This is a genomic window from Actinokineospora fastidiosa, assembly GCF_014648415.1.
GTDB lineage: Bacteria > Actinomycetota > Actinomycetes > Mycobacteriales > Pseudonocardiaceae > Actinokineospora > Actinokineospora fastidiosa.
In genome coordinates, this window is the sequence record NZ_BMRB01000001.1 from 1,776,498 (window position 1) to 1,789,532 (window position 13,035).

A 13,035-nucleotide genomic window follows, 5' to 3' on the forward strand; every position below is an offset into this window, starting at 1 on the left:
GGACGGCTCTCCCCCGACCCCCAACGGAAAGGGGAAGGCGATGACCTCGCAGCGCGTTGGCCTCTGGCTGGTCGGCGCCCGCGGTTCGGTCGCGACGACGGCGGTGTGCGGCCTTGCCGCGCTGCGCGCCGGGCTCGCGCCGCCCACGGGCTGTGTGACCGAGCGGCTGGAGGGCGTGTCACTGCCCGCTTGGGACGACATCGTCGTCGGCGGCCACGACCTGGTGTCCACGCCGTACGAGAAGCGGGCCGAGCACCTCGCGCGGGCCGGTCTCCTTCCCCACCACCTGTTGGCCCCCATCGTTCCCGCCCTCCGCGACGCCGACGCGGAGGTGCGGGACGGCTACCACCCGACGACGCACCGCGGGCCGCAGGAGCTCGCGGTGCGCCGTCTGGCCGCCGACCTGGAGACCTTCCGGTTCAAGCACGACCTGGCGCGGGTGGTCGTGGTCAACGTGGCCTCGACGGAGCCGCCGGTGCCGGTGGTGCCGGAGTTCGCGTCGCTGGAGTCGCTGCGCGCGGCGCTGGCCGACCCGGCCAGGGCGGTGCTGCCCGCGAGCAGCGTCGCGGCCTGCGCCGCGCTGCTCGCCGGGTGCTCCTATGTGGACTTCACCCCGTCGACCGGGGTCGCGCTGCCCGCGCTGGACGAGCTGGCGCTGGCCCAGCGCGTCCCGTACGCCGGGCGGGACGGGAAGACGGGGGAGACCCTGCTGCGCACCGTCCTCGCCCCGATGTTCACCGACCGCGCGCTGAAGGTGCTGTCCTGGTCGGGCACGAACCTGCTGGGCGGCGGCGACGGGGCGACGCTGTCGGACCCGGCGCGCGCGGCGAGCAAGCTGCGGTCGAAGTCCGACGGCCTGGCCAGCCTGCTGGGCGGCCCGGTCACCGCGCCGCTGCACATCGACAACGTGCCGGACCTGGGCGAGCAGAAGATCGCCTGGGACCACGTGTCGTTCGAGGGCTTCCTCGGGGCGCGGATGAGCCTGCAGTTCACCTGGACCGGGCTGGACTCGGCGCTGGCCGCACCGCTGGTGCTGGACCTGGCCCGGCTGATGGCGGCCGCGCACGCGGCCGGGATCGCCGGGGTCGTCCCGGAGCTGGGCTTCTTCTTCAAGGACCCGCTGGGCTGGGACGAGCACCGCTTCGACCGGCAGAGCGCCGAGCTGGTGTCGTGGGCGCGCTCGCTGGACGGCCGGCGATGAGGGCCTACGTCGAACTGGTGCGCGCCCCCGCCGCGCTGACCGTGCTCGGGGACACCGTCGCGGGCGCGGCGTTCGGGCCGGGCCTGGGCGGCAGGCGGCTGGCGCTGCCCGCCGCCTCGGTCGCGTTCTACTGGGCCGGGATGGCCCTCAACGACTGGTCGGACCGGACCCTCGACGCCGTCGAGCGCCCGGAGCGGCCGATCCCGTCGGGCCGGGTGTCGCCCGCGGCGGCCCTGGGGGTGGCCGTGGGCCTCACCGCGACAGGCCTCGCGCTGGCGGCCGCGGCAGGCCGTCTGAAGGCCGCGGTGCCGCTGGCCGCGGCGGTCTGGGCCTACGACACCGTGCTCAAGCAGACGCCCGCGGGACCGGCGGCCATGGCCGCCTGCCGGGGGCTGGACGTGCTCATGGGCGGCGGCCGCGCCGCGCTGCCCGCCGCGCTCGCGCTCGGCGGGCACACGCTGGGCGTCACCGTGCTGTCCAAGGGCGAGGTGCACGGCGGCTCGTCCTCGGTGGCCAAGGGCGTCCTCGCCGGGACGGTCGCCTCGGCGCTGGCCGCGACGGCCGGGCGGGCGCGCTCGGTCCGGCACCGGCTGCTGGGCGCGGCGGGCGCCGCCGCGTACGCCGGTCTCGTCGGCAGGGCGCAGCTGGCCGCGGCGAGGGAGCCCACCGCGGCCGCGGTGCGCGGCGCGACCAAGGCGGGCATCCACGGCATGGTGCCGCTGCAGTCCGCGTTGGCCGCCCGTGCCGGGTCCGTCAGGTCCGCGCTGCTCGTGGCGGGCGCGCTGCCGCTGGCCCGCAGGCTGTCCAGGAAGGTGGGGCCGACATGACGTTCGAGCTGGGCTACGGCACCAACGGCTTCGCCAACCACCGCCTGCACGACGCGCTGGCCGTCATCGCCGACCTCGGGTACACCGGCGTCGCGCTGACCCTCGACCACCACCACCTCGACCCCTACGGCCCGAACGTGGCCGCCGAGACCGAGCGGGTCGCCGCCCGGCTGGACGCGCTGGGCCTGCGCGTCGTGGTCGAGACCGGCGCCCGCTACCTGCTCGACCCCACCCGCAAGCACCACCCCACGCTGGTCAGCGACGACCAGGACACCCGCGTCGACTTCCTGCTCCGGGCCGCCGACATCGCCGCCGACCTCGGCGCGGACTGCGTGTCGTTCTGGTCCGGCGTGTCCGATGTGGACGAGGCGACGGCGTGGAAGCGGCTGCGCGACGGCGTCGCCCGGCTGCTCGACGCCTGCCCGAGGGTGCCCTTCGGCCTGGAGCCGGAGCCCGGCATGGCCGTGCAGCACCTGACCGAGGCGCTCACCCTGCGCACCGAGCTCGGCGAGCCGGAGATGCTGGGCATCACCCTCGACGTGGGGCACTGCGTCGCCGTCGAGCCCGACGACGCGGCCACCTGCGTGCGGCAGGCGGGCGAGCTGCTGGTCAACGTGCAGCTCGACGACATGGTGCACGGCGTCCACGAGCACCTGGAGTTCGGCGCGGGGACCCTCGACCTCGCCGCGACCCTGGCCGCGCTGACCGAGGTCGGCTACACCGGCCTGGCCGCGGTCGAGCTGCCCCGGCACTCGCACGCCGCCCCGGACGTGGCGCGCCGGTCGATGGCGGCCCTGCGCGCGGCCATGGACCCGCCGTGGCTGGTGGAGGCGGAGGCGCGGGTGCGCGCCGACGCCGCGGCGATCCGGTCGCTGTTCCCCGCCGTCGGCCGCCACGTCGGCCGCGACGCGGTCCGGCCGAGGGTGGACGCGCGGGGCTGGGTGCACGGCACCGCGGACGACCTGGCGCGGGCCCGGTTGATCGCGGCCCTGCCGGACGCGAGCGAGCTGCCCGACCTGTACCGCTACGGCGACGACGCGGAGAAGCGGGGCGTCCTGCGCGGGCTGCGGCCCTCGACCGACCCGTCGGTGGGCGTGCCGATCGTCCAGGACGCGCTGCGCACCAACGACCCCCGGCTCGTCGCCGCCGCGATGGGCCCGTTCGCCGCGGCGCACCTCGACCGGCACGCCTGGCGGCACGGGGTGCTCAAGTGCCTGTTCATGGGCATCCCGCTGGGCGCGGTGTCGCGGTTGGACGACCTCGCCGACGCCGAGCTCGCCCGCATGGTGGCCGACTTCGCCGCCGAACGCCAGGCCGCCGGGCGCGCTGTCCCGGTCGACGCCACCGACCTGCTGCGAAAGGCCCGCGCATGAGGATCTTCGACCCGCACATCCACATGACCTCCCGCACCACCGACGACTACGAGGCGATGTACGCCGCGGGCGTGCGCGCGCTCGTCGAGCCGGCGTTCTGGCTGGGCCAGCCGCGCACGAGCGCGGCGTCGTTCGCCGACTACTTCGACGCGCTGATCGGCTGGGAGCGGTTCCGCGCCGCGCAGTTCGGCATCCGCCACCACTGCACGATCGCGCTGAACCCCAAGGAGGCCAACGACCCGCGCTGCACGCCGGTGCTGGACCTGCTGCCGCGCTACCTGGGCAAGGACGGCGTGGTCGCCGTCGGCGAGGTCGGCTACGACTCGATGACCCCGGAGGAGGACGCGGCGTTCGCCCGCCAGCTGGAGCTGGCGGTGGAGTTCGAGTTACCCGCGCTCGTGCACACCCCGCACCGGGACAAGGCCTCCGGGACGAGCCGCACGCTGGCCGTGGTCCGCGAGTCGGGCCTGCCGCCGGAGCGGGTGGTCGTAGACCACCTCAACGAGGTGACCGTCCGCGAGGTCAAGGACTCCGGGTGCTGGATGGGCTTCTCCATCTACCCCGACACCAAGATGGACGAGGACCGCATGGTCGCCATCCTCCAGGAGTACGGCACCGACCGGATGCTGGTGAACTCCGCGGCCGACTGGGGCCGCTCGGACCCGCTGAAGACGGTCAAGACCGCCCGGGCGATGCTGGCCAGCGGCTTCACCGAGTCCGATGTGGACAAGGTGCTGTGGCAGAACCCCGTGGAGTTCTACGGCCAGAGCGGCAGGCTGGTCCTCGACGACCTGCCCGGGTTCAGCCCGTCGCCGGAGACGTTCTCCGGCAACTCGGTGCTCAGAGGCGGTGGGCAGTGACCATCTCCTACTGCACCAACGTCCACCCCGCCGAGACGGTCGCGGGCATCATCGAGCAGTTGGACCGCTTCAGCGTCCCGATCCGCGAGGAGCTGGGCGCCGACGTCCTCGGCCTCGGACTCTGGCTGTCCGCGCCCGCCGCCCGCCAGCTGGCCGCCGACCCGGCCGTCCGGCGCGGGCTCCGCCGCGAGCTGGACGCACGCGGGCTGGTCGTGCACACGCTCAACGCCTTCCCCTACCGCGGTTTCCACGAGCCGGTGGTCAAGCACTCGGTGTACCACCCGCGCTGGACCGAGAAGGCCCGGCTCGACTACACCCGCGACTGCGCCACCGTCCTGGCCACGCTGCTGCCGGACGACGCCGAGCACGGCAGCATCAGCACGCTGCCGCTCGGCTGGCGCACCGAGTGGACGCCCGCCGACGACAGCCGCGCCACCGCGGCCCTGGCCGAGCTGACCGAGTACCTGGCCCGGCTGTCCCGCCCGATCCGGCTGGCCGTGGAGCCCGAGCCCGGCTGCGTGCTCGACACCATGGCCGACGCCGTCGGCTGGCTCGCGGGCCGCGTCGACCCCGAGCACATCGGGGTGTGCCTGGACACCTGCCACCTGGCGGTCTCCTTCGCCGACCCGGCCGAGACGGTCCGCCTGATCGCCGAGGCGGGCCTGCGGGTCTACAAGGTCCAGGCGTCGGCCGCCCTGGAGGCACCCGCGGGCCACGCCGACGCGCTGGCCCGCTTCATCGAGCCGCGCTACCTCCACCAGGTGCGCGCGCTCAAGGACGGCGTCGTCCACGCCGCCGACGACCTCCCGGCCGCCTACGGCGCCCTCCCCGCCGACGCCCCCTGGCGCGTGCACTTCCACGTCCCCCTCCACGCCGAGCCCGACGCGCCGCTCGCCACCACGACCGGCGTCCTCCGCGAGGCCGTCGCCGCGCTCGACACCCCGGCCCACATCGAGGTCGAGACCTACACCTGGACCGTCCTGCCGGACTTCCGCGACCACCGGCTGGTCGAGGGGATCGCGGCAGAACTGCGCTGGGCGGCGCACCACCTGGAAGGAGTGCGGGCGTGAAGCCGCTCGTGGTCATAGACGTCGTCGGGCTGACACCCGCGCTGCTGCCGCACATGCCGAACCTGCGCGGGCTGCAGCACCGCGCCGAGCTGCGCACCGTGCTGCCCGCCGTCACGTGCAGCGTGCAGTCGACGTTCCTCACCGGGCTCATGCCCAACCAGCACGGCATCGTCGGCAACGGCTGGTACTTCCGCGACCTCGGCGAGGTCTTCCTCTGGCGCCAGCACAACAAGCTCGTCCACGGCGAGAAGCTGTGGGAGACCGCCCGCCGCCAGCGGCCCGACTACAAGGCCGCCAACATCTGCTGGTGGTACGCGATGGGCGCGAGCACCGACATCACCGTCACCCCGCGCCCGATCTACCACGCCGACGGCCGCAAGTCGCCCGACGCCTACGTCCGGCCGCCGGAGTACCACGACCGGCTCGTCGCCGAGCTCGGCGAGTTCCCGCTGTTCCAGTACTGGGGCCCGACGGCGGCGCTGGCCTCCAGCGAGTGGATCGTCAAGGCGGCCGTCAAGACGCTCGCCGAGCACCGGCCGGACCTGCTGCTGGTCTACGTCCCGCACCTCGACTACGACCTGCAGCGGTTCGGGCCGAACTCGCCGGAGGCCAGGATCGCCGCGCGCGAGGTCGACCAGGCGCTCAAGCCGCTGCTGGACCAGGACGCCACCATCGTCGCCCTGTCCGAGTACGGCATCACCCAGGCGGACACGCCGGTGGACATCAACCGGGCGCTGCGCGAGGCCGGGCACCTGGAGGTCTACACCCAGGCGGGCATGGAGTACCTGGACCCGTGGACGTCGAAAGCGTTTGCGGTCGCCGACCACCAGGTCGCCCACGTCTACACCGACGAGCCAGCCAAGATCAAGGATTTGCTGCGGCAGCTGCCCGGCGTCGACGAGGTCCTCGACCGCGACGAGCAGGCCCGCTACGGCATCGACCACGAGCGCTCCGGCGACCTCGTGGCGATCGCCGAGCCCACCGCGTGGTTCACCTACTACTACTGGCTCGACGACGCCAGGGCCCCGGACTTCGCCCGCGGCGTCGAGATCCACCGCAAGCCCGGCTACGACCCCGCCGAGCTGTTCTTCAACCCGGCCGACCCGTTCGTTAAGGCCAAGGCCGCTGCCAACCTGGCCCGCAAGAAGCTCGGCCTGCGCTACGCGATGAACGTCGTCCCGCTCGACCCCGCGCCCGTGCGCGGCACGCACGGACGGCTGCCCGATCGGCCCGAGGACGGGCCCGTCCTGCTCTGCACCGACGACATCGGCGCCGACCGCGTCGACGCGACCGAGGTGCGCGACCTGCTGCTCACCCTCCAGGGCCTGAAAGGAAACCCGCGATGAGCCGACCCGTCACCCTGTTCACCGGCCAGTGGGCCGACCTGCCGTTCGCGGAGGTCTGCGCGCTGGCCGAGCGGTGGGGCTACGACGGCCTGGAGATCGCCTGCTCCGGCGACCACTTCGAGGTCGACAAGGCCCTCGCCGACGACTCCTACGTCCCGGCCAAGCTCGCCCAGCTCGAGAAGCACGGCCTCAAGGTGTGGACGATCTCCAACCACCTGGTCGGCCAGGCCGTCTGCGACGACCCGATCGACTTCCGCCACCGCGACATCCTGCCCGCCCGGGTCTGGGGCGACGGCGAGCCCGAGGGCGTGCGGCAGCGGGCGGCCCAGGAGATGGCCGACACCGCGCGGGCCGCGCGCAAGCTGGGCGTGGACACCGTCGTCGGGTTCACCGGGTCCAAGACCTGGAAGTACGTGGCGATGTTCCCGCCGGTCTCGCAGGCGGTCATCGACGACGGCTACGCCGACTTCGCCGAGCGCTGGAACCCGATCCTCGACGTGTTCGACGAGGTCGGCGTCCGGTTCGCGCACGAGGTGCACCCGTCGGAGATCGCCTACGACTACTGGACCACCCGCAAGGCGCTCGACGCGGTCGGCAACCGGCCCGCGTTCGGGCTCAACTGGGACCCGTCCCACTTCATCTGGCAGGACCTCGACCCGGTCGGCTTCATCCTCGACTTCGCCGACCGCATCTACCACGTCGACTGCAAGGACACCAAGAAGCGCCTCGACGGCCGCAACGGCCGTCTCGGCTCCCACCTGGCCTGGGCCGATCCCCGGCGGGGCTGGGACTTCGTCTCCACAGGACACGGCGACGTCCCCTGGGAGCAGTGCTTCCGCGCGCTGAACGCCATCGGCTACTCCGGCCCCATCTCGGTGGAGTGGGAGGACGCGGGCATGGACCGCCTGCGCGGGGCCGAGGAGGCCGTCCGGTTCATCCGCGACCTGCAGTTCGACCCGCCGACGGCCTCGTTCGACGCCGCCTTCTCCACCGAACGCTGAAGGAGAGACATGACCACTCGCCGCACATTCCTCCGGGGCGCCGCCGCCAGCGCGGCCACTGTCGGGATAGGCGCCGTCGGGGTGGGCGCCGCCCTGCCCGGGATCGCGAGCGCCCACAGCGGCCGCTCGGGCCGGGTCCCGCGCAACGCCATCAGCATCCAGCTCTACACGCTGCGCGGCATCATGGGCGACGACCCGGAGCCGGTGCTGTCCGCGCTGGCCGACATCGGCTACCGCAGGGTCGAGATGGCGGGCCTCTACGGCCGCTCGGCCGAGGAGATGGCCCGCATGCTGCGCCGCCACCACCTGCACGCCACCTCGACCCACACCGGCCTCGACGGCGACCTCGACCAGGTCATCGCCGACGCCCGCACCCTGGGCCACCGCTACGTGGTCGTCCCGTGGGCCAACTACTCCACGATCGCCCAGTGGGAGTCCTTCGCCGACCGCCTGGAGAACGCGGGCAAGGTCCTGCGCCGCTCGGGCTTCAAGGCGGGCTACCATAACCACGCCCACGAGTTCGCCCTCATCGAGGGCAAGCGCCCGTTCGACGTCATCGCGTCCCGCACGACCGCCCGCAACGTCCACTTCGAACTGGACCTCTACTGGGCCGTCGTGGGCGGGGTGGACCCGGTGGCGTTCTTCCGCCAGCACCACCCGAGGGTCCGCCAGTACCACGTGAAGGACCGCGCCGCCGACGGCGGCTTCGCCGACCTCGGCACGGGGAACATCGACTTCGCCCGCATCTTCACCAGCACCGCGGTGGAGGAGTACATCGTCGAGAACGACCAGCCCGCCGACGCCCTGGTCACCGCCCAGGTGGGCTACGACTACCTGCGCAACCTGCGCTGGTAGCGCCCGGGCGGCCGCGTCGTGAGGTCGTGGCCGCCCACGGCAGGCAGGCAGCGCCGGACACGCGACCGTCCGGGCGGCCCGGTCGCGTCGACCGTGTGCGCACCGCCGCCCGCCAGGCGTCCCCGATGGCGTGGACCCCGTTCGGCCCGATGATCAGGTCCCGATCCTCGGCCGAGGGCGGGTCCACGCCATCACCGCGTCCACTGGTACGCCCGCAGGTCCCTGATCTCCAGGTGGCAGTCCGGAAGCGGGCCCTTCCTGAGCGAGCGGTAGATCCCCCACTTCGGCCGCACCTGGTCGGGCAGCCAGGTGTCCACCCCGGACCTCTCCACGTCGATCACGGCCCGCGCGTCGTCGTGAATCCGCCACCGCACCCACCCGTTCTCCGCCAACCGCATCTCCAGGTCGACGTCCACCCAGCGCTCATACAGCGGGTCAAGCCCCGTCTCGCCGACGAGTTCCCCGCCCACCTTGAGCTCGATCAGCGCAACCCCACGCCGAAGCCGCAGCGACATCACGACCATCGGCAACGTCCCCTTGCCCGGCGCCTTGGTCTGGAAGACATGGGTGAACCCGGTGGTCGCCGCCAGGCCGCGCGGGATGCGCATGCGATAGCTCAACCACCAGGTCTCCCCGTGCCCCAACACCAGCTGCGGCCCACCCGAGGGCGCCCGCATCCCCTTGACCTCCTGCCGCTGCCGATCCCCGGCCCGATCCCGATCCCCGGCGTGCATGGTGAAGCGGTAGACGTCCCCAACCACGGCGATATGCCGCACGCCGGGGTGCGACCCGGCCCGATCGTCCTCGACACCCTCGAAGGCCCCCAACCCGTCCACGGCGGGGGATGGAGACCAGCGCAGCCGCCAGGTCACTAGGTCATCACCACCCGTCGTCCCGCACGTCCCTGCGGACCTCGATCGGTCGCGCAGCCCACCGGCGAGCCCGCACCCTGGGGTGCGGGCTCGCCTTCGGGGGCTACTCCACGGTGAACGGGTAGTACGCCTGGTCGGTCGCCAGCCCGTCACCGGCCACCGCGCGGACCAGCAGGGTGTGGTAGCCCGTGCGGGTCGGGGTGAACGGCAGTTCGGCACGGCCGTCGACGGCCGCGACCACGCCCTCCACACCGTCGAGGACGTACCGGAACTCGGCGGTGCCCGCGAGGACGGAGGAGAACCGGAACACCCCGGCTCCGGACCCGGTGCCGTACCTCGGGTACTCCGCGCTCGTCACCTCCGGCGCGACCCCGTCGACGAAGTAGGACGTCCAGCCCTCTCCCGACCGGGTCCCGTCGGCCGTCGTGGCCTGGGCGACGACCGTCCGCGAACCCGACGTCGTGGCGCGCAGGGTGATCCGGGCGCGGCCGTCGGCGTCCGCCGCTACCTCGAACGGTCCCGTCTCGTCCAGCCAGTACGTGTACGACACGACGTCCGGCAGCGCCGACTCGAACAGCACCTCGTGCTCCGACCCCAGCACCACGTAATCGGGCGCGACCGTGATGATCGGCTCGCCGAGGCTGATGTAGACGTAGGTCGCGGTCACCGGCGAGCGGCGCCCGTCCGCGGTCGTGGTCCACACCTCGATCGAGGCGAACTGGTGGGCGGGGTCGGTGACGCGCAGGGTCGTCTCCGCCGTGCCGTCCGCGCCGACCGGCAGCGTGGTCTCCGGACCGCCGAGGAACCGGTAGGTGAACGTGGCCGCGCCTTCCTGCCGGGCGGTGAACCGCACGGGGAAGTCGGCGCCGATCAGCGCGGGCTCGGCCGTCACCGACGGCGCGATGGACGGCACGAAGAAGTAGTACCTGGCCCAGGTGGAGCCGTTGCCCGCGGCGTCGAGCGCACGCACCTCGAGGTAGGAGGGCCCCGACGACTGCGGGGTGATCGTGACCGTCGCCGACCCGGAGGCGTCCGCGGCGACCCGTGCGCGCGACGCGCCGATGACGCCGTACTCGAACGTCACGACGTCGTCGGACCCCGCCACGGAGAAGGTGAACTCGCCCGGGATGCCCTCGCCGCCCGCCGTTCCGTCCGGGGTGTAGACCGAAGACGTCACCGTGGGCGCGTCGGGACGGACCCAGTCGGTGTGGAACCGGCAGGGCGCCGACCACGCGGAGGTCGCGAGCCCGTCCTCGGCCCGGACCGCCCACGCGAAGGTCGTGCCGTCGCGGAGCATGTCCTCCGGGAACATCACGGAGGCGAACCCGGAGCTGACGTAGGCGGTCTCCTCCCGGCGGCTGTCCGGGTCGTCCTCGGCCCAGAAGGCGAAGCGGGCGTCCATGCCGGAGACCCCGGCCGGGTCCGGGTCGGACACCGCGGCGCGCACCGGCAGCGCGGTGCGGGCGAACAGCAGTGTGTCGTCACAGGGGATACGCCCGTAACCCATGGTCAGGTCGGTGGGCGTGTTCGGCGGCGTGTTGTAGGCGACGGCGACCCACGGCCTGGTCCAGTACGTCCGCCCGTACGCCACGTCGCCCTCGTGGGCCGCGGAGATCCGCACGGCGAACGTCAGGCTGGTCCGCCCGTCCGCGAGCGCCTGCCGCGCGAGGTCGGCGACATCCCGGCGGAGCGCGCCGCTGACGCAGTCCCGGCCGTCCTCGGACCCGGCGACCCTGACCTGCTCGACCGGCTGGTCCGCCCAGGTCGGGCTCCCGCCCGAGGCCACGAGCCCCACCTCGGTCGCCCGCGGCGCAGCGCAGTCGTTGGCCGCCTGCTCGCGCAGCCGCAGCTGTGCGCTGTAGACGGTCGCCTCCGCGAAGCGGCCGATGTCGAAGGTGAAGTACGCCTTGGCGATGTGGTGCTTCCCCGCCTCATCCCGCCACGCCCCGACCCGCGCGATCTCCCCGCCACTCATACCCTCATGCGGCGTCCTCGAGTCGGTCTGCACCCACCCGGTGGGGTAGACGTCGACCGCCGACGGCACCGTGGCCGCCGCGGCAGGCGGGGCGAGCGCCACCAACCCGGCGCCGGTGGCCACCGCGACCAGGACAGTTCTCAGCTTCATCACAACTCCTCGACAGGGCCTGCGAAGTCCAGTGCGGCGACCTGGGACGCGGTTCCGTCCGCGGTCGTGGTCCATGCCCGGAGCACCGGGCCGGGTGGGGCGGGGAACTCCAGCTCGACGACCGCGGTCCCGTCTTCAGCCAGTGGTGCGGTGAGGATGTCTCCGCCGACGGTGTAGTGCACCGTCTTGGCGTTCTCCTGGTTCGCCCTGAACGTCACGGCGAACGGCTCGCCGAAGATCTCGAAGGGCGCCTCGACCGTGGGGCGGGTGTCGCGGACCCAGTGCTGGTAGATCCGCTCCGGGGAGCGGTGGCCCGCCGCGTCCAGGGAGACCACGGAGAGGTGACCGGGGCCGTCCCTGGTGGGGGTCACCGTGACGGTCGCCGTGCCGTCGACGGCGTCGACAGCGCCGTGGGAGACGTTCGTGCCCCAGTACTCGAACCGGACGACGTCGGCCACCCCGTTCGCGGTGAACGTGAACTCGCCTGGGACGCCGACACCGCCGTCGCCCGGGTAACCGGAGGACTCCCGGTACAGGTCCGACGTCACGGTCGGCGCTCGGTCGGGAGCGATCAGGTCCGTGGTGAAGACGCACGTCGCCGACCACGCGGACGCCGTGTGGCCGTCCTCGGCGCGCACCTCGAACGCGTAGGCGCCGCCGTGCTCGACCAGCTCCGCCGGAATGGGCTGGATGAACGGGCCTCCGGGCTCGGGGCTGGTCACCAGCTCCACCCGCGCCGACGGGTCGGCCACCGGCCAGAACGCGGTCCGCGTGCTCACCCAGGTGCCGTCCGGATCGCTGACCCGGCCGACGACACTCAGTGCGCGGCTGCCGGTCAGCAGCGGCTCAGCGCCGCACGGGGTGTCCCGTGAACCGCTGCGCAGGCTCACGCCGGTCGGCACGCCGGGCGGGGTGTTGTAGTCGACAGTGAGCCACGGGTCGACGGCCACCGTCCGTCCGAACGCGACATCGCCCTGGTGCGCGTCGGAGATCCGCACGGCCAGCGTCAGGGTGTCCCGGCCCGCCGCGACCGCCTCCGCCACCGCGGGCCCCACATCCCAGCCGGACCGGCCGCCGCACGTCGGCGAGCTGTCCCGAACCGGCAGCCGACCGCGCTCCTCGGGCTGGGCAGCCCAGGTGACCGGCCCTTCGGGGGTGACGACCCACACCTCGGTCGCGCGCGGCGCCGTGCAGTCGGCGACCGACTCCTCGGTCAGCACGAACGACCCGCCGAACACCGACGTCCCGGCGAACCGCGTGACGTCGAAGGTGAAGTACGCCTTGCCCAGGTGGTGCTTGCCGTGCTCATCCCGCCAAGCGCCGACGCGCGCGTCGCCCTCGGTCACCGTCGCGTGCGGCTGGCGTGAGTCCACGCCCGACCACGACGCAACAGGCACTGACGTGCGTGTCGGTGTGGCCTCTGCGGCGGGTGCGGCGACGACCGCCGCACCCGCGACGAGCGCGACGACGAGTGCGCCGCGCAATGGTCTTTCCGGCACCGGAAT

At 73.3% G+C, this 13,035-nt stretch carries 11 protein-coding genes; 8 read left to right on the top strand and 3 right to left on the bottom strand.

From position 1 onward, the window contains the following. Positions 1 to 40: 40 nt before the first annotated feature. The 8 genes from IEY98_RS08535 to IEY98_RS08570 are packed head-to-tail and all read left to right on the top strand — an operon-like array spanning position 41 to position 8,533. The gene (locus IEY98_RS08535) at positions 41 to 1,201 is read left to right on the top strand and encodes an inositol-3-phosphate synthase (protein ID WP_189209661.1); all 1,161 of its coding nucleotides are present in this window, start codon (positions 41 to 43) and stop codon (positions 1,199 to 1,201) included. Further along, positions 1,198 to 2,028, top strand: coding sequence for an SCO3242 family prenyltransferase (locus tag IEY98_RS08540; RefSeq protein WP_189209662.1), 831 nt, complete (start codon positions 1,198 to 1,200; stop codon positions 2,026 to 2,028). The genes IEY98_RS08535 and IEY98_RS08540 overlap by 4 nt, the downstream gene beginning before the upstream one ends. Next, positions 2,025 to 3,401: an EboA domain-containing protein gene (locus IEY98_RS08545; protein WP_189209663.1), complete on the top strand. Its 1,377-nt coding sequence runs from the start codon at positions 2,025 to 2,027 to the stop codon at positions 3,399 to 3,401. Before IEY98_RS08540 ends, IEY98_RS08545 begins: the two co-directional genes overlap by 4 nt. Next, positions 3,398 to 4,261 carry a TatD family hydrolase gene (locus IEY98_RS08550; RefSeq protein WP_189209664.1) on the top strand — a complete coding sequence of 288 codons (864 nt, stop codon included), beginning with the start codon at positions 3,398 to 3,400 and terminating at the stop codon, positions 4,259 to 4,261. Before IEY98_RS08545 ends, IEY98_RS08550 begins: the two co-directional genes overlap by 4 nt. Further along, positions 4,258 to 5,331 carry a metabolite traffic protein EboE gene (eboE, locus tag IEY98_RS08555; protein WP_189209665.1) on the top strand — a complete coding sequence of 358 codons (1,074 nt, stop codon included), beginning with the start codon at positions 4,258 to 4,260 and terminating at the stop codon, positions 5,329 to 5,331. Before IEY98_RS08550 ends, eboE begins: the two co-directional genes overlap by 4 nt. Beyond that, entirely contained in the window at positions 5,328 to 6,677 is a 1,350-nt protein-coding gene (locus tag IEY98_RS08560; protein WP_189209666.1) for an alkaline phosphatase family protein, read from the top strand. The genes eboE and IEY98_RS08560 overlap by 4 nt, the downstream gene beginning before the upstream one ends. Next, on the top strand, positions 6,674 to 7,678 hold the full coding sequence (locus IEY98_RS08565) for a sugar phosphate isomerase/epimerase family protein (protein ID WP_189209667.1): 1,005 nt from the start codon (positions 6,674 to 6,676) through the stop codon (positions 7,676 to 7,678). Before IEY98_RS08560 ends, IEY98_RS08565 begins: the two co-directional genes overlap by 4 nt. A 9-nt stretch (positions 7,679 to 7,687) precedes the next feature. Then, positions 7,688 to 8,533, top strand: coding sequence for a sugar phosphate isomerase/epimerase family protein (locus IEY98_RS08570; RefSeq protein ID WP_189209668.1), 846 nt, complete (start codon positions 7,688 to 7,690; stop codon positions 8,531 to 8,533). Positions 8,534 to 8,724: 191 nt separating this feature from the next. On the opposite strand, the gene IEY98_RS08575 is transcribed toward IEY98_RS08570, so the two are convergent. The 3 genes from IEY98_RS08575 to IEY98_RS08585 form a co-directional block, all read right to left on the bottom strand. Further along, a complete protein-coding gene (locus IEY98_RS08575; RefSeq protein WP_189209669.1) occupies positions 8,725 to 9,369 on the bottom strand; it encodes a Tat pathway signal sequence domain protein in 645 nt (214 codons plus the stop codon). 139 nt (positions 9,370 to 9,508) lie between these two features. After that, positions 9,509 to 11,530: a hypothetical protein gene (locus IEY98_RS08580; RefSeq protein ID WP_189209670.1), complete on the bottom strand. Its 2,022-nt coding sequence runs from the start codon at positions 11,528 to 11,530 to the stop codon at positions 9,509 to 9,511. After that, on the bottom strand, positions 11,530 to 12,903 hold the full coding sequence (locus tag IEY98_RS08585; protein ID WP_189209671.1) for a hypothetical protein: 1,374 nt from the start codon (positions 12,901 to 12,903) through the stop codon (positions 11,530 to 11,532). Before IEY98_RS08585 ends, IEY98_RS08580 begins: the two co-directional genes overlap by 1 nt. Positions 12,904 to 13,035 lie beyond the last annotated feature (132 nt).